This window comes from Cystobacter fuscus, from assembly GCF_044360685.1.
Taxonomy (GTDB): Bacteria; Myxococcota; Myxococcia; order Myxococcales; family Myxococcaceae; genus Cystobacter; species Cystobacter fuscus_C.
On the sequence record NZ_CP043491.1, the window covers coordinates 8,346,321 to 8,365,746 of the forward strand.

The following is a 19,426-nucleotide window of genomic DNA, read 5'->3' on the forward strand; positions in this document are numbered from 1 at the left end:
ACTCCCTGTCTCACGCCAGCTCGAGCACCCGCACCTTGAGCGCCGCCGGGTGCTCCGCGGAGGCCGGGAAGTCCACTGGCGAGGGACCCAGGCTCTCCCCTGCCCCCGCGCGCCGGCCCGCCCGGGCCACCCCCTCGGCCACCATCGTCTCGAAGCGGCGGGGCGCCAGCGTGGCGAGGTTGCAGCACGCCACCAGCCGTCCTCCCGGGGCCACCACCCGCGCGGCCAGGGTGGCCAGTGACGCGTAGTCCCTCGCGGCGGAGAAACGGCTGGTGCGCGTGGTGGCGAAGGAGGGCGGATCCACCACCACCAGCTCGAACGCCTCACCCTTGCGCGCCAGGCGCTCCAACCACTCGAAGACATCCCCCGCCACGTAGTCGTACCGGTCCACCGGCTGGCCATTGAGGCGCGCGTTCTCCTCACCCCACTCCAACACCCGCCGGCTCGCGTCGATGTTGAGCACCCGCCGCGCCCCTCCCGCCGTCGCCGTCACGCCAAAGGCACACGTGTAGGAGAAGAGGTTGAGCACGGTGCGCCCGCGCGCCTCCCGGGCCACCCACGCCCGGGTGTCGCGCATGTCCAGGTAGAGCCCCACCGACAGGCCCTGCCCCGGGCGGATGAGGAAGCGGCACCCGTTCTCCCACGCCACCACCGACTCCACCGAGGCCCCCCGCACGGCCTGCTCGGGCGCGAGCTGCTCCCGGGCCACGTTCGCCAGGTGGCGCGCCTCACGGGGCCGGCGCTTGAGGTAGACACACGGCGGCGCCCACGCGGCGTCCACGTCCCCGAGCAACGCCTCCTCCTCGGCCGGGGAGAAGTCCCGGTAGAGGCTCACCACGTGGAGCGACTCGAAGACATCCACCGTCACGTCGGGCACCCCATCGGCCGCGCCGTGGACGAGCCGGTAGGCGGTGGTGCCCGGCTGCTCCCGCAGCGGAGCCCGCCGCTCGTGGGCCCGGCGCAACAGCTCCACCCGGGAAGCGGCCCGAGGGCTCATGTCCGGCGCGCCGGCACGGGCGGAGGCGCGGGCTCCGGCAGCCGGGCCTGGGCCCACAGCCTCGACAGGATGAGGGAGGCCTCGTGCGCCAGGGCCACCTCGTCCACGCCGAGCACCTGCCCCTCGCGCACGGTGACCCGGCCATCCACCACCGTCCACGCCACCCGGGAGCGCAGCAGCTGGCCGATCATGTGCGGCGTCTGTCCGCTGTCCGGATCCAGCGCCGGCACGCAGTCGAACACCACCAGGTCCGCCAGCCGCCCCTCCTCCACCGTGCCGGAGGGCAGGCCGAACAGGCGCGAGCACAGCTCCGCGGGGCCATCCGAGAAGAGCTGCACCAGCACCCCGTCCGGATCCACCAGGCGCGAGCCGCGCGAGGCACCCAGGGAGGTACCCAGGGCGACGAACAACGCCTCCCAGAGGTTGCCGTGGCCGGCGCTGCCCAGCCCCAACAGGTTCTGGCGGCCATACAGCGTCTCCAGCGAGCGCCCACTCGGCTCGACGAGCAGGGCCGCCGCGGGGCCGAGCGCCACACAGGTGCCGGACTCGGCCAGGCGGATGGACTCGGCGTCGTCCACCGAGCGCGCGTACGCGGCCACCGACAACGGCCCGAGCAGCCCGAAGGACTCCAACCGGGGCACCACGCGCTGGTTGTGCTTCGCCCAGGTGATGGCCAGGTCATGATCCCCCTCGGAGAGGTGGAAGATGACGGGCGAGCCCGAGACCTCGCGCGAGCGGCGCAGCTCCCCGAGCAGCGCGTCCCCACTCGTCCACGAGGAGTGGAAGCCGAGCGCGCCCCGCACCAGGGGGTGCGAGCCCTGGTTGCGCACGAACTCCGCGTTGGCGCGCGCCTGGGCCACGGCCTGGGCGTCTCCGTCGAGACCGTGCGTGCAGTGGCTCGCCACCAGCCGCATGCCGAGCTGCTCCGCCGAGCGGGCCATGGCCTCCAGCCCGCCCATCACGTCCCTCGGACAGGACAGGTGATCCACCGACAGGGTGACGCCCGAGCGCAGGGCGCGCGCCATGGCGAACCGGGACAGCACCTCCACGTCCGCGGCGGTGAGGAACGAGGACAACAGACGCTCGTGCTCCATGCGGATGTGGGGGGGATGCAGCAGCAGCTCGCTCGAGGGGGGCATGATCACATCCCCCACCAGATGGGAGTGGCAGTCCACCAGGCCCGGCATCACCAGCCGGCCCCGGCACGCCACCTCCCAGTCTCCCGGCAGCACGGGGATCTCCTCGTCGGGGCCGACCCGGCGGATGAGACCACCCTCGATGACAACGGCCATTCCGGCGCGGCCCCGGCCGTCCGCGCGGAAGATGGAGCAATTCTTGAGGACCAGACGGCCTTCCATGGGGGCGGGAGTATACGCACGGACCCCCGCCCGGCCGGTATCTAGAACAACCGCAACTGGGACTTGTCCTCCTCGTCCTTGGCCGTGGAGCGTGCGGGCAGCGGGGTGAAACCGTGCTGGGCGGCCCATTCCGGGGTGGGTCCGGCCCAGCGGAAGCGCTCCAGCAGCACCCGGCCCTTCTCGTCGAATTCCACCCCCTCGGCCCGCAGCCGCTCGCGCTGGCCCACGGCTTCCAGGGTGGAGATGCCTCCGGAGCGGTTGATGATGCGCTGCCAGGGCACCTGGACGGCGCGCGGCCCCAGGTCCCCCATGGCGAGCCCGACGATGCGGGCATCGCACCCTCCCCCCACGATGAGCGCGATGTCCCCATAGGTGGACACCTGCCCTCGTGGAACCTGCTCGACAATCTGGTGGATGCGCTCGAAGTACCGGCGCTCCTGCATCGTGATGGTGACGGTCGTGGACATGTCTTCTCCAGTCAGATGCCCCGTCCTACCTCGGAGGACGGCCCTGGGGAAGGCGGTAGGACGTCCGCCGTAGGATGGACGACCCGACACGTCAGGTCGGCGGCCGGGCGTCCCACCCTCATGACTCACGCCGTCAGCGGGTGGGGACCGGGGAGGCCGCCAACATCTGCGTGAGCAGATCGTTCTTCTGCGACTCGGGCACGAGCGTCACCTTCGCCGTGCCGTCCTGGAGCCGCTGCACCTCGAGGATCTCGAACATGGCCGTGGCCACCTCGGGATCCTGGGAGATGCGGCGCAGGGCCTCGCCGACGATCTGCGGGCGCAGGGCGGCCGCCTTGGCGAAGGCGATGGCGGCCTGGCGGTCCGCGGAGCTGGTGAGGATGCTCACCTGGTTGGCGCCGTCCTGGCGGATGGCGGACGTCACCTGCCGCAGCCGGTTGACCACCTTCTCCTCGATCTGCCGGATCATCCCCTCGTCGCGGAAGTGCACCTTGCGGATGTAGACCGAGCCGAGCTGGTAGCCATAGGCATGCGACATGGGCGACACCTCGGCGCGCACCGTGCGGCTCATGCCGTGGCGGTTCTCCAGCATGTCCGCCAGCTTCATGTTGGACAGGCAGCGCACCGCGGCGTTGCTCACGTTGGCCGCCAGCGAGCCGCGCGGATCCGCGTTCTCGAAGAGGTACTTGAGGGGATCCGAGATGTACATCTCGTACCAGATGCCGATCCCCATGGGCGCGCCCTCCTCGGAGTTGACGGCCTGGCTGCGCAGGTACTGCTGATCCAGCCGCAGATCGATCACATGGCAGCGCCCGAACCAGTTGACCAGGAACGCCTTCCACCCGAGCCGGGCCCACAGGAAGTGCAGCCCGGGCTCGTCCAGCACACCCAGCACCTTGCCGAGGAATACATAGACGCGGCAGGTGCGCTCCTCCACGATGGCGTAGAGGCCGAACATCCGGCACAGGCCCAGCACCACGGGCACGCCCACGCCCATGGCGATGAAGCCGGCGATGAGTCCGATGAGCAGGCTCATGACTTCACCCCCAGCACCACCTGGCTCGCCTTGGAGAAGAGGCCGAGGCGGATGTTGCGCAGGTAGGCCTGGAGCGCGCCCGGCCCGCTGCGCTTGAGCACGGTGAGCTGCTCGGCCATGGCGTTCAGGGGCTCCACCTCCGCCTGGGCCTTGAGGGTCTCGATCTCCACGGCCCGGCGCGACTGGACGATCTTCTGGTCCGCCGCCGCCTGCGCGAGGCTGATGTCGGAGGAGACGTGGTTGTGCGCGGTGTTGATCGCCGCGAGCGCCGACTCCACCTCCGCGGGCGGATCGATGCCGGTGATGAGCGAGGCGTCCAGGACCAGGCCATAGCGCGACAGGCTGCCCCGGCACTCCCGGTCCATGTGCTCGTTGAGGTCGCGCAGGTTCTTGCGCAGATCATTGATGGAGACCCCGGAGACGACCGAGGCCTCGACGGCCTCCAGCGTGCCCTCGGGGGCGGGCGGGGGCGGCGCCTCGAAGCTGGCGATGCGCTCGCGCAGGATGGAGATGAAGTAGCCCATGGCGTGCGCGATGGGGTTCTTCACCGCGAACAGGTACGCGTAGAGGTTCTTCTCGGAGATGCGGTAGCGCAGCTGGCCGGTGAGCCCGGTGTTGAGCTGATCCTTGGTCACCGCGTCGAGCACCGTGCCGCCCTGGTTGGCGTCCGGGGACTCCGGATCGTAGGCCATGCTGAGCGTCTGCGTGGACACCGAGACCTTGATCACCTTCTCCCAGGGCCATTTGAAGTACGGCCCCCCGGGCTGGATGACCTCGAGCTGCGGGTAGACGTAGCGATCCTCGTCCGTGCGCGCCAGCCCCTCGCTCACCGGCCCCTCGCGCGTCGTGGGCTCGCCCGCCAGCCGCACCGCGCGTCCCAGGCGCACCTTCACCGCGCGCTCGCTCTGATCCACGGTGAAGAAGCCCGTGAGGATGCAGCGCACCACGAACCAGGCCAACGCGCCCAGCAGGAATCCACCGCCCAGATCTTGCAGTATGTCCATCGGTCCCCTCCTCGCGGTCCTCCCAGCCGGGAAATCACCGCGACCCGGCGACCTTAGCCCCACTCCCGTACGGCCCGGAATGTTCATTGCGGAGCGGACCGGCCAGGCCCGGATGCGCGGATCTCCCGGGCGGACTCCCGCCGGATTGGTATCCTCTCGGCCGACCCTTCATGAATGCGCCGAGACTCCAGCCATGGCACCGGCTCCTGTCGCTCCGAGTGCTCGTCCCCCTCCTGCTGCTCGCCTACGCCTGTGGCTTCGGTGTCACGACCCTTCAACGCACCCTGCGGCAGCGCGAGAAGCAGGTGGAGGACAAGGCCCTCGAGGAGCTGACCCTGCAGATGATGTCCCTGCGCGGCACGCTCGAGTACCTGCTGCGCATCGAGCAGCTCGACGCCGCCCGGCAGGTCGTCTCCACGCTGGGGGCCAATTCCCTGCTGAACGCGGCGATCCTCGTCGATGACCACGGCATGGTGCTGGCCGCCATCCAACCCTCGTGGATCGGCCGGCCGGTGCACCGCCTCTGGCCGGACTGGACGAGCGCGGAGGTCACCGCCCGGCGCAACGGCGTCCAGGCGCGGCACGAGGGCACGGTGTGGTTGAGCGAGGATGGCCACCGGGTGGAGGCCACCTATCCCCTGGTGCTCGGGCCGGGCGGCACGCCCCCCAGAATAGGCCTCATCCATCTCCAGCAGGATCTGTCGCTGCTCAAGGCCGAGCAGCGCTACCGGGCCGAGCGCTACGCGCTGCGCGCGAGCCTGGTGCAGGCGGCGGTGGCCGGGTTGATGGGGGTGCTCTTCCACTTCGTGCTGGGGCGGCGGGTGCAGCGCCTGGAGAGCGCCGCCCGCCAGCTCGCCGCGGGGGAGCTGCACGTGCGCTCGGGGCTGCGGGGCATGGACGAGGTGGGACGGCTCGGCCGGGCGTTCGACGAGATGGCCGAGCGCATCAGCCAGGATCAAGAGGCCCTGCGGCGCTCGGAGACGAGCTTCCGCACCCTCATCGAGCGCGCGCCGGACGCCATCTTCGTCCACCGGGCCCGGCGCGTGCTCTTCGCCAACCCGGCGGCCGCGGCCCTGCTGGGCCACGAGCGGGAGGACACCCTGCGGGGCATCGAGGTGCGCGAGCTGCTCATGCCCGGAGAGCTGGATCCACTCACCCAGGCGCCCCTGACGGAGGTCATGCGCGAGGTGCACCTGCGCCACCGCCAGGGCCATGCGGTGCTCGGCGAGGTGGTGACCTTCTCCATCCCCTTCGAGGGTGAGCCGGCGTGGGTGTCCATCGCCCGCGACGTCACCGAGCGCCGGCAGGTGCAGGAGAAGCTGCGCTCCACGGATCGCATGGTGTCGCTCGGCACGCTCGCCGCGGGTGTGGCCCACGAGCTCAACAACCCCTTGTCCTACGTGCTGAGCAACCTGCGCTTCGCGATGGACGAGCTGAACGAGCGGCTGGGCGCGGGCCAGCCGATGACGGACGAGCAGGCCCAGGAGATCCTCCAGGCGCTGCAGGAGTCGCTCGAGGGCGGCGAGCGCATGCGCAACATCGTGCGCGACCTGCGCAGCTTCTCGCGCCGGGAGGACGAGCGGCAGGGGCCGGTGGACATCCACGCGGTGCTCGACTCGTGCGCGAGCCTGGCCCGGGGCGAGCTGCGCCACCGCGCCCAGCTCGTGAAGGAGTACGGGCAGATTCCCCCCGTGCTCGGCAACGAGTCCCGGCTCGGCCAGCTCTTCCTCAACCTGCTGGTCAACGCCGCCCAGGCCATTCCGGATGGGGACGCCAAGGGGCACTGTGTGCGGCTCACCACGGGCCATGCGTCGGACGGGTGGGTGGAGATCGCGGTGCAGGACACGGGGGTGGGCATTCCCCCGGAGAACCTGCAGCGCCTGTTCAAGCCCTTCTTCACCACCAAGCCCGTGGGCGTGGGCACGGGGCTGGGGCTGTCCATCTGCCATGGCATCGTCACGTCGATGGGCGGGCGCATCGAGGTGTCGAGCGAGGTTGGCAAGGGCACCACGTTCCGCGTCTTCATGCCCACGGCGCCCTCCGCGTCGGCCGCCCCGTCCGCCGTCCCGCCCTCTTCATGAGCGGGCGCGCGAAGGCGGCACGGCGGCTGCTGCCCTGGGTGGGGTTGCTGCTGGGCATGGCGCTCGTGTACCGCGCCCTCTTGCGAGGACAGGTGCTCGCGGGACGGGATGCCTTCCGGATCTTCTTTCCGGACTCGGCCTTCCTCCTGGAGGCGCTGCGCGCGGGAGAGATTCCCCTGTGGACGCCCTACCCGAGGCTCGGCCAGCCCTTCGCCGCCACCCTGTACTCCCAGGTCTTCTATCCCCCCCGGCTGCTCACGGTGCTGCTCGCGGGCCCGGTGCTCGGCTTCACCCTGCAACACCTGCTGCACGTGGGGATCGCCGCGGCGGGCACCTGGCGGCTCGCGCGGCACCTGGGCACCTCGCGCCCCGCGGCCATGGTGGGCGCGGCCGCCTTCGCGCTCTCGGCGCCCTTCACGGAGCTCGCCACCCAGCAGAACGTGGCCAGCGCCGCCGCGTGGACGGGCTTCCTGCTGCTCGCCTCGCGCCAGGCCGCGGGCACCCCCTCACCCCGGAGCGCCGCGCGGGTGGCGCTCTTCGCCGGCCTGTCCTTCCTCGCGGGCTCGCCCGAGACCTGGCTGTGGCAGGCCCCGCTCGCCCTCCTCGTGGCGCTCTCCACCCGGCGCACGGGCCGCGCGCTCGGGGCGGTGGGGGGCGGACTCGCCTGGGGGGGCGCACTCGGCGCCCTCGTGGCCCTGCCCGCGCTGGAGTTCGCCCGGCACTCCACCCGGAGCACGGGCGGGATGAATGGCCTGGAGTGGTCCCTGTCCTGGCCCCAGTTGCTGTCGGTGGCGTGGCCCTTCGCCGAGCATCCGCGCTCGCGCTATTGGGAGGGCGGGGATCAGTTCTTCATCCTCCTGCTCTTCCTGGGCACCCTCGTGTGTGCCCTGGCGCTCGCGGGCCTCGGGCGCTCGGGGCGGAGGCTGCCCTTCGGGCTCGGCGCCCTGGGCCTCACGGCGCTCTCGCTCGGAGCCCACCTGCCTCCCGCCGCGCTCCTCCTCCAACTGCCGCCCTTCCACCTCTTCCGCTACCCGGTGAAGTACTTCGTCGGGGCGGCGTTCTGCCTCGCGGTGCTCGCCGCGTTCGGACTGGACACCCTCGCCCGCCGGGCGCGAGGGGGACACCGCTCGTTGCCAGGCGTGGCCGGGGTGGTGGCCGCCCTCTTCGCGGCGCTGCTGCTCGGGCTGCCCCTGACACGGCTTCCGCTCTTCCGCCCCGGCGTGGAAGCCGGACTGCCCTGGGTGGTGCTGGCCCTGGGCGCGGGAGCCCTCGCCCTGTGCCTTCCCGCCGCGGGTCCCCGCCGGGCCCACCGGGTGCGCGGGTTGCTCGCCGGACTCGCCCTGCTGGAAGTGGGGGCCTTCCACCTGTTGCAAGGGGGCACGGGCAGCGCGCCCATGGAAGCCTTGAGCCGGGCGTCCCGCCTCGCCGCCGCCCTCCCCTCCGCGTACACGGGCCGGGTGAGCGTGGAGCTCTCCGGGGACGAGCTCACCGACGTGTCGCGCGCCGCGAGCCCCCGCACCGCGCCGCCGGAGGAGGAAGGGGGCTCCTACATCGCGCTCAGCCGGGATGCGCTGGTCCCCAACCGCTTCGTGGAGGAGCACCTGCGCGTCCTCGAGGGCTATGGGGCTCCGGAGCCCCGGCACGTGGAGTCCCTGTCGGGCACGGGCGCGCGGGCGGCGTTCGATGTGCTGGGCGTGGACTACTACGTGCGCCGGGGTCCGCCTCCCTTCGAGGATCTGGAACCCGTGCTGGCCCTTCCCGGACTGCCCACCCTCTACCGCTCCGGCACCGCCCTGCCGAGGGCCTTCCTGGTCCATGCCGCGCGCGTGGCCTCGGACGAGGAGGCCCTGGCGGCCTTCGTGGACCCCGCTCAGCCACTGCGGCGGGAGGCGCTGCTCGCCGAGGGGGAGCCCCTGGCGGGCCCGGGATGCCAGGGCTCGACGGCGCGCATCACCCGGGAGGGACGGGCGTGGGTGGAGGTGGAGCTGGAGGCGTGTGGCCCGGGCTACCTGGTGCTCAGTGACTGGTTCTACCCGGGGTGGGAGGCCACGCGGGATGGGGCGCCGGTGCCCCTGCGACGGGCCGATGCCCTCCTGCGGGCGGTGCCGGTGCCCGCCGGAGTCCACACGGTGCGCTTCGACTACCGCCCGGGCAGCTTCCGCTGGGGCGCGCTCCTGTCGGGGCTGGCCCTGGGCGCGTGGGTGCTCGTGCACGGGCCCCGCAAAGCACGAAGGGCGGCCCCTCCATAGGAGGAGACCGCCCTCGCGACCATCAAGCCGTCCGCGGACGGCCTGAATCAGTCGGCGCTGTTCGAACCGAAGTTCTTCAGGTTCTTGCGCTGGAGCTGCTGGTTGGCCGTCTGCCCGGTGTTCTTCACGTCCTCGTTACCCGCCAGGGCCTCGGCCGACGCGCCGAAGAGCTTGCGGATGTTGTTGCCGAAGAGGGTGATGACGCCGATCGCCGCGATGGCGATGAGGGCGACGATGATGATGTACTCGGTCATTCCCTGGCCGCGGCGCTTGCGCAGCAGCTTCTTCTGGCTCTTCTGGGTGGTCATGTGATGCCTCCGGGGAGTAACGACTGGGGGGGGGTGCCCCTCACCAACGATGCGCAAGCTACCTTGCTCCCCCTTGCCGCTCTATCCGTCATCAGGAGGATGATCGCACTTCCCTGGAATTTCCGGGGCTCCTCCTCCCTGGTCTCTCCCCCGCTCCTCTGTCGAGGGGTGGACACCCCCGGGCCCTCTCAAAGCGCCTTCCCAATGGGTAGCGCTCCAATGTATTGAATTCTAAAGGGAAACCGCGGCGCCATGAAGGGGTCCCCCCACCATGGCGGCTCGTTATGGTTCGTGCCTGCCCATGACCGTCCAGCTGCTGCAAGCCGTCCAGTTGTCCTGGTCTCCGAGTCTGCGCGTGACCCGCGCCGGGGGGGACTGCGAGAGCGTGCTGCGCCGCCCCGCCTCGGAGATGGTGGATCGCCCCCTCGAGGTGGTGCTGGGAACCACCGCCGAGAAGGTCCGGGCGCTCGACGCCCTGGCGCGCGAGGATCGCCGGGCGGTGGAGTTCCTGCCGGGCACGTTCGGCTCCCAGGATCCGGTGCCGCTGCGGTTGGCGCTCGGGCTGGAGGCGGGTGAGGCCAGCGCGGTGGTGTTGGACCTGCGGGCCCTGCTCAAGGACGCCCCGCCGGTGCAGCTCTCCGGCCTCGCCTCGCAGCTCAGCCACGAGCTGCGCAACCCCCTGAGCTCCGTGAAGATGGCGGTGCAGACACTGGCGCGCAACACCGGCCTGTCCGAGCGGGATCAACGCCGGTTGACCATCGCCAACCGGGAGGTGCGCACCCTGGAGCGCATGCTGTGGCTCTTGTCCGAGTACGCCCGGGACACCACCCCCACCCTGGAGCCGCACGCCGCGCGCACCCTCTTGGAGGAAGCCGCGGCCGTGGTGGCGCCGGAGCTGGCCGAGCGCCAGGTGGAGGTGCGCGTGACGGAGCGCGGGGAGGTGCCGCGCGTGCGGGTGGAGCCCGGCCGGCTGAGGCCCGTGCTCGCCCAGGTGCTGCTCAACGTGGCCATGGGCCAGGCGGCGGGCACCCAGGTGCCAGTGACCATCCACCCGGGTCCGCCGGGACGGGTGCGCGTGGTGCTGGAGGACACGGCCGGCACGCTCTCCGAGGAGGAGCGCGGCTCGCTGTTCGTCCCCTTCGAGAGCAGTCTGGCACGAGGCGCGGGCTTGTCGCTCGCGGCCCTGCGCCGCGTGCTGGTGCACCAGGGGGGCGACGTGTCCGCCGAGGCTGGACCCCACGGGGGCACGGTCTTCACCCTTACCTTTACGGTCTGAGGGCCATGGAGACGCTTCTCATCGTCGACGACGACCTGTCCCTGCTCGAATCCTTGAAGATGCACTTCGAGGACATCGAGCACGACGGGGCTCCGCGCTACCAGGTGGTGACGGCCACGCGCGCCTCCGAGGGACTGCGGCTGGCGGAGGAGGCCCAGCCGAGCGTCGTCATCCTCGACATGAAGCTGCCGGACCGCACGGGCCTGGACATCATCGAGGAGATGAAGGACCTGTGCGGCGACGCGCGCATCATCCTCGTGACGGCCTTCCATGACATGGAGACCACCATCCGGGCGATGAAGGCGGGGGCCTTCGACTACATCCACAAGCCCTTTCCGGACCTGGCCGCCCTGGACATCGTGGTGGCGCGCGCCCTGGAGTACCGGCAGCTGTCGCGCCGCGCCGCCACGGTGAACGTGGAGAGCGCCGCGGCGCGCCTGGGCGACATCGTGGGGACGAGCCCCCTCATGCAGCAGCTCGTCAAGGAGATTGGCAAGGTGGCCGGCAGCCACGCCACCGTGCTCATCCACGGCGAGAGCGGCACGGGCAAGGAGCTCATCGCCCGCGTCATCCACAACTACTCCTATGACGAGGTGAAGCCCTTCATCGGCATCAACTGCTCGGCCATCGTGGACACGCTCCTGGAGAGCGAGCTGTTCGGCCACGAGAAGGGCGCCTTCACGGGCGCCAGCGCCGTGAAGCCCGGCAAGTTCGAGATGGCCGAGGATGGCACCATCTTCCTGGATGAAATCGGCGACATGTCGCTGATGCTCCAGGCCAAGCTCTTGCGCGTGCTCCAGGAGCGCGAGTTCGAGCGCGTGGGCGGCGTCAAGCGGATAAAACTGCGCGCGCGCGTCATCGCCGCCACCCACCGCCACCTGGCGGACGAGGTGGCCGCGGGGCGCTTCCGCGAGGACCTCTACCAGCGCCTCAAGGTCATCACCCTGCAGCTGCCCCCCTTGCGCGAGCGGCGCGAGGACATCCCCCCGCTGGTGCACCACCTGCTCGAGCGCATCAACGAGAAGGTGCACAAGCGCGTCACCCGCGTGCCCCCGGAGGTGCTCGAGCACCTCACGCGCCTGCCCTGGCGCGGCAACGTGCGCGAGCTGGAGAACGTGCTCACGCGCGCCGTGGTGCTCGCCCCGGGTGAGGTGCTGCTCGCCGAGAGCCTCCCCGCCCTGGAGCCCACCCCCTCCGAGCACGGCCACGCCCCGGGCCCCTCCGCCGCCAACGGCCTGCCCAACTTCCTCGCCTCCCCCATCGCCGACCCCAACCTCATCCCCACCCTGGAAGAGGCGGAGCGGATGCTCATCGAGCTCACCCTCAACGTGACCAAGGGCCACAAGGGCAAGACGTGCCAGATCCTCGGCATCAGTCGCCCCACGCTCGAGCGCAAGCTCCAGAAGTACGGAGTCCGACAGGATCATCAGCCGTAGGGGCAAAGGCTCGCCGGTGGACAGTGTCGGTCCTCCAACACCACCTCCACCGGATTGAACGAAACGTTCAAATTGATCAGACTGTTTGAACGTTCTGTTTCAGCTTTCGGACATTCGAAACCACGTCACGGCGCGGCGCATCGCTAAGTAGGCGTCATCGCAGGCTTTTTCAGGATTTGGAAAGAACGTTGGGGTTGGCACAAAGCTTGGAAAGGGACTGTTCCGTTCGCAGCACAGCAACCCCTCTTCCAAACCCTCAACCGCCTGCAGGAGTGCCCGCCATGCACGGTTTCAACCGCCCCCTCGGTCCCATCGGTTCCAACGTCGTTGCCCCCATCCAGACCACGAGCTCCGGCATGCTCGTCACGGCCAACAAGCTGGTGCCCGGTCAGGAGGCGATCGACTTCAAGGGCTACTTCAAGGTTGAGTCCTTCCCCCACAACTCCGTCATCTACCGCCCCGGCGACACGACGGACCGCGTGTACCTGCTCAAGAGCGGGCGCGTGCGCCTGATGCGGCTGGGCAAGAACAGCTCGCGCTCGGTGGTGAGCATCCTGCGCGCGGGGGACTTGTTCGGCGAGCTGTTCCGTCCGGAGGGCACGCCGGTCGAGGAGATGGCGATCGCGTCGGGTGAGGCCGAGGTGTGGAGCATCGAGGGACGTGACTTCCGCGCGCAGCTCGAGGCGCGGCCGGCCCTGGCGGTGGACGTGGTGCGCGCCTACGCCGAGCGCGTGCGCTCGCTGCGCAAGCGCGTGCTGGGCCTCACCTTCAAGGAAGTGCCGGCCCGGCTGGCCGACACCCTGCTCACCCTGGCCGAGGCCCACGGCGAGCGCTGCCCGCACGGCGGCGAGACCGACCTGCGCGGCATCACCCAGCAGGATCTGGCGGACCTGGTGGGCGCCTCGCGCTCCTTCGTCTCCACGCTCATCAACGAGATGAAGCGCGATGGCGTGCTCGGCAACGTGGGCCGCATCCTCTGCATCCGCGACCAGAAGGCACTGCGCAAGCTGGCCTCCAAGGAGAAGTAGTCCCGCCGTTTCCCCTCCGGGAAGCTCCAGGCCCCGGCCGCCTCCCGTCACCCGGGGTGGGCGCCGGGGTTCTTCTTTTTCGCGCGCTCCGCGTGTCTCCGGGCTTGCTCCCTCCGTCCGGGAGACCCAGCATGCGCGGGCCCGTGACGACTCCCGCCCCCTTCGACTCCGCCCTTCCCGATCGCACGTACACCGAGCGCCGCACCACCGCCGAGGCGGAGCTGCGGCGGCTGGACACGGTCAGTGCCCGCTACGCCAACCTGCGCGCCGTCGTCTTCACCGCCGGCGCCGCGGTGGCGGTGGCCGTCATGTTCGGCCGGTTGCCCCGGACGGGGTGGTGGGCCGCCGGACTGGCCCTGCTCGTCTACATCGTGCTGGCGGTGTTGCACCACCAGGTGTTCCTGCGCGAGGCGCGGCAGCGACAGTTCGTTCAACTCAACGCCCGCGGCCTCGCCCGGATGACGCGCGGCTGGCACGACTTCCCCGAGCGCGGGGAGCGCTTCCTGTCGGGCTCGCACCTGTACGCGGCGGACCTGGACGTCTTCGGCCAGGGCAGTGTCTTCCAGCTCATGAACGAGACGGCGACACGCGCGGGCGAGGAGCGGCTGGCGGCGTGGCTGTCCGCGCCGGCGACGGCGTCCGAGGTGCGCACCCGGCAGGAGGCGGCGCGCGAGCTCATCCCCCGGTTGGACTTCCGTCAGGAGGTGTGCGTGGAGGCGCGCACGGTGGCCCGGGAGAAGGCGGACCCGGCGCTGTTCATCGCCTGGGCGGAGAGCGGCCCCGCGCTCACGGACATTCAATGGGCCCGGCCCGTGGCGCTCCTCCTGCCCCCCATCACCCTGACGCTCTTCGTGCTGGGCCAGCTCGAGCTGCTCCCCGGGTGGGCGTGGTGGCTCGGGCTGTTCGCCCAGCTCGGCGTGGTGATGCTGACCCGGGGGCGGCTGCAGGCCATGGAGGAGCGCATGAGCGCGGGCGAGCGGGGCTTCGTGCGCTATGCCCCCGTCTTCGAGCGCGTGGAGCGCGAGCGCTTCGAGCACCCGGAGCTGCGCCGCATCCAGGGCGGCATGCAGCGCGAGACGCACGAGCCCGTGTCCTCGCACCTCAAGCGCTTCAGCTTCCTCTACTCCTTCGTGGAGCTCAAACGGCACCAGTTCCACCCGCTGGTGCACCTGTTCACCCTGTGGGACGTGCACGCGATGTTCGCCCTGGAGCGCTGGAAGCAGCGCCATGGCACCCAGGTGCGCGGCTGGTTCGAGGCCCTGGCGGAGCTGGAGGCGCTCTCGTGCCTCGCGGGGCTGGCGTATGATCGGCCGCGCTTCGTCTGGCCCACGCTCGAGGAGACGGGGCCCCGGGTGAAGGCGGAGGGCATGGGCCACGCGCTGCTGGACGCCCCCGTGCTCAATGACGTGGAGCTGCCGGGGCCCGGGTGCGCGCTGCTGCTCACCGGCTCCAACATGTCGGGCAAGACGACGCTGCTGCGCGCCCTGGGGCTCAACACGGTGCTCGCCCTGGCCGGTGCCCCCGTCTGCGCGCGCGCCTTCCGCGTCTCGCCCGTGCAGGTGCTCACCAGCATGCGCGTGAAGGACTCCCTGGAGCGGGGCGTGTCCTACTTCTACGCCGAGGTGCAGCGCATCAAGGCCGTGCTGGACGCGGCGAGCGCCGCCCGCGGCCAGGCGCTCTTCCTCCTGGATGAAATCCTGCTCGGCACCAACACCCGCGAGCGGCAGATCGCCTCGCGCGAGGTGCTGCGCCTGTTGCTCGCCACCGGCGCCAGCGGCGGCGTCACCACGCACGACCTGTCCCTCGCCAGCCTCGCCGAGGAGTACGGCGGCCGGGTGGTCAACATGCACTTCCGCGATCACCTGGAGGACGGGAAGATGGTATTCGACTACCACCTGCGCCCCGGCGTCGTGGACACCACCAACGCCCTGCGCGTCCTGAAGATGGCCGGCGTTCCCGTGGAGGACTCACCTCCCGTCCCGCTCCGTTCCACTCCGGGTGAAAGCCTCTCCTGATCGAGGAATCACGCCTGCCTGCCTCGTCGCCGTCTCTCCATTCCTTTTAAACGAGGAAAGCGTGGACGGCACGATACCCGGTGGATTCAGGACCGGAAATGGTTGAAAGTAGGCGCCCATGTCGAGGAAGAACAATCGCCCTGTGGACGGCGAGTCCGGACAGGCGGCGGTGGAAGCGGCGCTCACGCTCCCGTTATCGATCTTCCTGATCCTGGGGACCATCCAGTTCTTCCTGTTGCTCCAGGCGCGCACGATGACGGAGTACGCGGCGTTTCGCGCCGTGCGCACCGGCAGCGTGAAGCACGCCAACTGCGAGGCGATGACCCACGCGGCCATCGCGGCGCTGCTGCCCACCTTCGCCCGGACGGACTCGCCCGCGGCGCTGGGCGCGGCCTTTCGCAACCACCGGGACAACGAGTACACGGCCGGCCACGACTCGGGACACACCGGAGCCATCGTGTGGATCGTGCGCGAGCGGCCCGTGCTCGGGGAGATCCGCGCCAACGAGGAAGAGTCCTTCGATGATCCCGCGCGCTACACCGGCGTGGCGGACGTGACGCGCCTGGAGGCCCGGCTCATCTTCTGGTACCCGATGCGCATCCCCTTCGCCAACTGGGTGCTCGGCCGCATGTTCCTGGCCCACCTGGGGCTGCGCGACTACACCGCCGACAACCCGCTCATGTCCCCCCAACGGGCGCAGTGGGGCAGTCAGACGGCCTTCCGGCTCAACGGCCTCATCGGGCAGGAGCTGCTCGATCGCGCCAGCCGCCATCAATACGTCTTCCCACTCCAAGCCAACTACGCCATGCGCATGATGACGCCCCCGCGTCGCAGGAACTTCGCCCGGCAGAACTGCAATCCGACCCCGGAGGGGTTGTGAAGACCCGGTTCCCCCCGCCGGGTCGCCCCCGTGGACAGGCTCTCGTGTTGATGAGCCTGACGATGCTGCTGCTCACCCTCATGGTTTGCGTCACGCTCTCCTTCTCCATGCGCGTGCGCGAGAAGATGGAGGCGCAGAGCATCGCGGACCTCGCCGCCTACAGCAGCGCGGTGGCCACCGCGCGCACCTTCAACAGCATCGCCCTGATGAACCGCGCGCAGACGGGCCAGCTCGTGGCCCTCACCGCCACGGAGAGCCTGGTGAGCTGGACCAGCATGGTGCGCGCCAGCCTCGTCGCCGCGCGCGCGAGCATCGCCGGCTGCTCTCCCCCGCCCGAGGTGATCGCGGCCCTCGAGGAAGAGAACGCGGAGATCCAGGAGAAGTGGGACGAGCTGGACGCGGCCGCGGGCGTGCAGGCGCTCAACATCCAGATGATGGCCTGGCACCTGTCGGGTCTCGAGGGCAAGCTGTACAAGCAGCTGCAGGAGTCCGTCGACGGAGGGCCGAAGTCCTTCGCCACCCAGCTGTCGAAGCTGGCCAGCGAGGGCACCCGCTTCGAGGGAGAACTCCAGGGGGGCGCCACGCAGGTGTCCCTGGACGAGCTGACCTATGCCACCTTGGGCTATGGCTGGTTCCGCGACATGGCCATGGCCAGCCGCGGCTACGAGTTCATCACCCGCCGGGCGGTTCCCCCGCCCACCGCCACCGCCGATGGCCCCATGGGGCAGTTGGAGATCACCGTCACGCCCGACGGAGCGGGCGGGGGCAGCACCTACTGGGGTGATACCCCTCCGGGTGACGCCAACGGCCATGGAGGAAGCACGGGGGAGCCTGGCACCACCGACTTCCTCATCGCCGAGGACCACGCCACCGTGACGGCCAGCTATGCCGGCTGCGCGGGCACGCCCGTGCGGGCCCGGGCCTCGGTGCGCGCCACCGACCAGAACGACACCAGTGACAACCACACCTGGGGTGCCGCGGGCGTGGTCGGCGAGGACCCCGGCAAGGAGAAGCAGTACCGGCACACGCTGCTGCCCTGTGACAACCCCAAGTACTGCCCGAACGTCTTCGTCGGCGGCATGGCCTTCAACACCGGCGACCAGAACGACAAGAATCTCTGGGCCCAGCCCAAGCTCTTCTCGCTCGTCCAGCGCGACTACAAGGTCCGCGACGCGGCGGGTGTACGGCCCGATCCCTGGCTGCTGCGCTTCAACTTCCAGTTCTCCCCCGCGCGCACCAGCTCGTTCGACAACCGCGGCCTGACGCTCGCCAGCGGAACCGACATCAGCGTGCAGTACTCGCTCGCCACGGGGCTGGCCTACTACCACCGGCGCGGGCGCTGGAACGAACCCCCCAACCTCTGGAATCCCTTCTGGCGCGCCACCCTCGCCTCCGCGGATGTCGACGCGGATGGCAACGCCGACGTCGAGCGCACGGTGGGAGGCCCCGCCGCCCAGGCCTACAACGCCCTCGTCAAGGCCGGCTTCAAGGGAACGCACTGATGAAGCGGATCGCGCGCAAGGCCCCCCGGGGCCAATCCATCGTGGAACTGGCCCTGGCCCTGCTGCTCTTCATCTCCGTGGTCATGCTCGGCATCCACTTCGCCGAGGTGGGCTACCTGCCCATCAAGGTGCATGAGGCGGCCGTCTCCCCGCTCTGGGACAGCACCGCCCTGCGCGTCCACCGGATGCGCGGCAGCAAGACCAACATCGGCGACTTCTCCACCTTCCCCGCCATCCCCACCTCGGTGGAGGCCAACGCCAACGGGCGCTACCACGACTTCGACGGGCGCAGCTCCACCCCGGGCAACGGCGACACCGCCGTCACCCAGGTCTTCACCCGCATCCAGGACATGCTCGTGCGCTGCGAGCGCGAGGACGAGGTGGAGTTCGACCTGGTGCGTGGCAGGCGCCCGGCCCTCTACGAGGCCGTCGACGGTGACTTCGCGCAGCCTCCGGCCGGCGCGGAGACGGGCAACGACACGGACAGCGTGCTCACGGACGTCTACCAGAACATGGGCGGCATCTCGTGCCGCGCCGAGGCCCGGCTCGACACACTGCCCTCGCTGCCCAGGCACTTCCTGGAACAGCAGAACGGCGGCTTCTTCGACACCCCGCTGGCCACGCGCTTCACCATGAAGGTGTGCGCCGTGGGCCGCGCCAAGAACGGCGAGTGCAAGGGCCGCTATGGCATCCTGCTCGGGGACTGGGCCTTCGCCGACCGCGAGGTCAGTGAGCACTGCCCCCTCCAGCCCGAGCGGCCCGACGAGCCCTGCGGGGAGAACCGGGCCTTCTACTACTCGGCGATGAGCGTGTTCGATCGCAACCTGGGCTCCACCGGCAAGGCCGGCTCGGAGTTCGCCGAGGAGTTCGCGGGCTTCAGCCCCATCGACGAGGACGGCTTCTTCATGAGCTACCGCGGCGAGGAGGACGGGTACATCGAGAACAAGACGCCCGAGGGCGAGGCCCTGGACATGAAGGATCGGCCCTACAACACGGGTGGCGTCGATCACGACCCCGACCCGGTCCGGCGTGACTCCAACACGTGCTTCCTGGGCATCCCTGAATGCTGAGCGGTCTGCTGGTGGTGCTCGCCGCGGGGTGGCTGGCCGCGGCCCCCCCACCCGCCCGGCCCAGCGTGTCTGTCACGCCTTCCACGCCCCCCGCTCCCTTCCACTGGAAGGTGCCCGGGCTGGTGTCCACGCTGGATGTCCCCGGCGAGATGAACGTGGGCAACATTCCCATCCGCCTCCAGGTCTACACCTCGCGCGAGCCGGTCGAGTCCCTGTTGCAGTCCTTCGCCAACGCCTCCAGCGCGGCGGGCCTCTACATCCCCCGCACGACGCGGCGGGTGGCGCGCCAGCCCCACCTCACCGCGCTGGATACGCGCACGCTCACCGCCTACACCCTCATCCTCAATCCCTCGCCCGAAGGCCTCACCACCGTCGTGCTCGGCGAGGCGAAGATGGATCAGAAGGCGGCGCCCTCCACCCCCTCGCTCGTGCCCACCTACCCCGGGGCGAAACATGTCCTCCAGGGAGACTTCGAGGGGGCGCGCACCCTCTCCTTCTGGGCGGCGGCGCGGACGGATCAGGTGGAGACCTGGTACCGCGAGCGGCTGCTCGCCGCCGGGTACAAGGAGGACGCGCCCCTCGTCTTCCGCAGGGGAGACCAGGAGATCCACCTGTCGCTGAAGGTCCAGAACATGGGCACCAACGCGCTCCTCTTCATCAAGACCGCCGGAGCCGAAGGCACCTCGCTGCACGCCGCGCCGTGAGCCTCCGCGCCGCTC

General features: G+C 70.4%; 17 protein-coding genes. 10 read left to right on the top strand and 7 right to left on the bottom strand.

All coding sequences use genetic code 11. The annotated features are described in order from the left end of the window. Positions 1 to 10 precede the first annotated feature (10 nt). The 6 genes from F0U63_RS34120 to F0U63_RS34145 form a co-directional block, all read right to left on the bottom strand. Positions 11 to 997 carry a class I SAM-dependent rRNA methyltransferase gene (locus F0U63_RS34120; RefSeq protein WP_395836521.1) on the bottom strand — a complete coding sequence of 329 codons (987 nt, stop codon included), beginning with the start codon at positions 995 to 997 and terminating at the stop codon, positions 11 to 13. Beyond that, positions 994 to 2,355: an amidohydrolase family protein gene (locus tag F0U63_RS34125; RefSeq protein ID WP_395836523.1), complete on the bottom strand. Its 1,362-nt coding sequence runs from the start codon at positions 2,353 to 2,355 to the stop codon at positions 994 to 996. The genes F0U63_RS34120 and F0U63_RS34125 overlap by 4 nt, the downstream gene beginning before the upstream one ends. 41 nt (positions 2,356 to 2,396) lie before the next feature. Beyond that, entirely contained in the window at positions 2,397 to 2,822 is a 426-nt protein-coding gene (locus tag F0U63_RS34130) for an MGMT family protein (RefSeq protein ID WP_395836525.1), read from the bottom strand. A gap of 133 nt (positions 2,823 to 2,955) precedes the next feature. After that, entirely contained in the window at positions 2,956 to 3,858 is a 903-nt protein-coding gene (locus F0U63_RS34135; RefSeq protein ID WP_395836527.1) for an SPFH domain-containing protein, read from the bottom strand. Next, complete coding sequence (locus F0U63_RS34140; RefSeq protein ID WP_395836529.1) at positions 3,855 to 4,862, bottom strand: SPFH domain-containing protein; 1,008 nt, start codon at positions 4,860 to 4,862, stop codon at positions 3,855 to 3,857. The genes F0U63_RS34135 and F0U63_RS34140 overlap by 4 nt, the downstream gene beginning before the upstream one ends. Positions 4,863 to 4,945: 83 nt before the next feature. Continuing rightward, positions 4,946 to 5,329 carry a hypothetical protein gene (locus tag F0U63_RS34145; RefSeq protein WP_395836531.1) on the bottom strand — a complete coding sequence of 128 codons (384 nt, stop codon included), beginning with the start codon at positions 5,327 to 5,329 and terminating at the stop codon, positions 4,946 to 4,948. Positions 5,330 to 5,635: 306 nt separating this feature from the next. Here F0U63_RS34145 and F0U63_RS34150 point away from each other — a divergent pair, with 306 nt between their 5' ends. Next, the gene (locus F0U63_RS34150) at positions 5,636 to 6,943 is read left to right on the top strand and encodes an ATP-binding protein (protein WP_395836533.1); all 1,308 of its coding nucleotides are present in this window, start codon (positions 5,636 to 5,638) and stop codon (positions 6,941 to 6,943) included. Further along, positions 6,940 to 9,192, top strand: a complete 2,253-nt coding sequence (locus tag F0U63_RS34155; protein WP_395836535.1) for a hypothetical protein — start codon at positions 6,940 to 6,942, stop codon at positions 9,190 to 9,192. Before F0U63_RS34150 ends, F0U63_RS34155 begins: the two co-directional genes overlap by 4 nt. 47 nt (positions 9,193 to 9,239) lie before the next feature. On the opposite strand, the gene F0U63_RS34160 is transcribed toward F0U63_RS34155, so the two are convergent. Further along, on the bottom strand, positions 9,240 to 9,500 hold the full coding sequence (locus tag F0U63_RS34160; RefSeq protein ID WP_002621155.1) for a hypothetical protein: 261 nt from the start codon (positions 9,498 to 9,500) through the stop codon (positions 9,240 to 9,242). Positions 9,501 to 9,771: 271 nt separating this feature from the next. Between F0U63_RS34160 and F0U63_RS34165 the strand changes: the two genes are divergently transcribed. The 8 genes from F0U63_RS34165 (at position 9,772) to F0U63_RS34200 (ending at position 19,411) form a co-directional block, all read left to right on the top strand. Continuing rightward, on the top strand, positions 9,772 to 10,776 hold the full coding sequence (locus F0U63_RS34165; RefSeq protein ID WP_395836537.1) for an ATP-binding protein: 1,005 nt from the start codon (positions 9,772 to 9,774) through the stop codon (positions 10,774 to 10,776). A gap of 5 nt (positions 10,777 to 10,781) precedes the next feature. Further along, complete coding sequence (locus F0U63_RS34170) at positions 10,782 to 12,212, top strand: sigma-54-dependent transcriptional regulator (protein ID WP_395836539.1); 1,431 nt, start codon at positions 10,782 to 10,784, stop codon at positions 12,210 to 12,212. A gap of 281 nt (positions 12,213 to 12,493) precedes the next feature. Beyond that, complete coding sequence (gene mrpC, locus F0U63_RS34175) at positions 12,494 to 13,240, top strand: Crp/Fnr family transcriptional regulator MrpC (protein ID WP_002621158.1); 747 nt, start codon at positions 12,494 to 12,496, stop codon at positions 13,238 to 13,240. Between the two features lie 131 nt (positions 13,241 to 13,371). Then, a complete protein-coding gene (locus F0U63_RS34180) occupies positions 13,372 to 15,255 on the top strand; it encodes a DNA mismatch repair protein MutS (protein WP_395836541.1) in 1,884 nt (627 codons plus the stop codon). A gap of 118 nt (positions 15,256 to 15,373) precedes the next feature. Further along, positions 15,374 to 16,135: a TadE/TadG family type IV pilus assembly protein gene (locus tag F0U63_RS34185; RefSeq protein ID WP_395836543.1), complete on the top strand. Its 762-nt coding sequence runs from the start codon at positions 15,374 to 15,376 to the stop codon at positions 16,133 to 16,135. Beyond that, entirely contained in the window at positions 16,132 to 17,637 is a 1,506-nt protein-coding gene (locus F0U63_RS34190) for a pilus assembly protein TadG-related protein (protein WP_395836545.1), read from the top strand. Before F0U63_RS34185 ends, F0U63_RS34190 begins: the two co-directional genes overlap by 4 nt. After that, complete coding sequence (locus F0U63_RS34195; RefSeq protein ID WP_395836547.1) at positions 17,637 to 18,707, top strand: TadE family protein; 1,071 nt, start codon at positions 17,637 to 17,639, stop codon at positions 18,705 to 18,707. Before F0U63_RS34190 ends, F0U63_RS34195 begins: the two co-directional genes overlap by 1 nt. Continuing rightward, on the top strand, positions 18,701 to 19,411 hold the full coding sequence (locus F0U63_RS34200) for a hypothetical protein (RefSeq protein ID WP_395836549.1): 711 nt from the start codon (positions 18,701 to 18,703) through the stop codon (positions 19,409 to 19,411). Before F0U63_RS34195 ends, F0U63_RS34200 begins: the two co-directional genes overlap by 7 nt. The last annotated feature ends 15 nt before the right edge of the window (positions 19,412 to 19,426 follow it).

What these genes read in the sequence shown, in the direction of transcription:
- F0U63_RS34125 (WP_395836523.1), bottom strand. Translation starts at nt 2,355, where the DNA reads ATGGAAGGCCGTCTGGTCCTCAAGAATTGCTCCATCTTCCGCGCGGAC.
- F0U63_RS34195 (WP_395836547.1), top strand. Translation starts at nt 17,637, where the DNA reads ATGAAGCGGATCGCGCGCAAGGCCCCCCGGGGCCAATCCATCGTGGAA.
- F0U63_RS34185 (WP_395836543.1), top strand. Translation starts at nt 15,374, where the DNA reads ATGTCGAGGAAGAACAATCGCCCTGTGGACGGCGAGTCCGGACAGGCG.
- F0U63_RS34135 (WP_395836527.1), bottom strand. Translation starts at nt 3,858, where the DNA reads ATGAGCCTGCTCATCGGACTCATCGCCGGCTTCATCGCCATGGGCGTG.
- F0U63_RS34180 (WP_395836541.1), top strand. Translation starts at nt 13,372, where the DNA reads ATGCGCGGGCCCGTGACGACTCCCGCCCCCTTCGACTCCGCCCTTCCC.
- F0U63_RS34170 (WP_395836539.1), top strand. Translation starts at nt 10,782, where the DNA reads ATGGAGACGCTTCTCATCGTCGACGACGACCTGTCCCTGCTCGAATCC.
- mrpC (WP_002621158.1), top strand. Translation starts at nt 12,494, where the DNA reads ATGCACGGTTTCAACCGCCCCCTCGGTCCCATCGGTTCCAACGTCGTT.
- F0U63_RS34165 (WP_395836537.1), top strand. Translation starts at nt 9,772, where the DNA reads ATGGCGGCTCGTTATGGTTCGTGCCTGCCCATGACCGTCCAGCTGCTG.
- F0U63_RS34155 (WP_395836535.1), top strand. Translation starts at nt 6,940, where the DNA reads ATGAGCGGGCGCGCGAAGGCGGCACGGCGGCTGCTGCCCTGGGTGGGG.
- F0U63_RS34140 (WP_395836529.1), bottom strand. Translation starts at nt 4,862, where the DNA reads ATGGACATACTGCAAGATCTGGGCGGTGGATTCCTGCTGGGCGCGTTG.
- F0U63_RS34120 (WP_395836521.1), bottom strand. Translation starts at nt 997, where the DNA reads ATGAGCCCTCGGGCCGCTTCCCGGGTGGAGCTGTTGCGCCGGGCCCAC.
- F0U63_RS34130 (WP_395836525.1), bottom strand. Translation starts at nt 2,822, where the DNA reads ATGTCCACGACCGTCACCATCACGATGCAGGAGCGCCGGTACTTCGAG.
- F0U63_RS34200 (WP_395836549.1), top strand. Translation starts at nt 18,701, where the DNA reads ATGCTGAGCGGTCTGCTGGTGGTGCTCGCCGCGGGGTGGCTGGCCGCG.
- F0U63_RS34160 (WP_002621155.1), bottom strand. Translation starts at nt 9,500, where the DNA reads ATGACCACCCAGAAGAGCCAGAAGAAGCTGCTGCGCAAGCGCCGCGGC.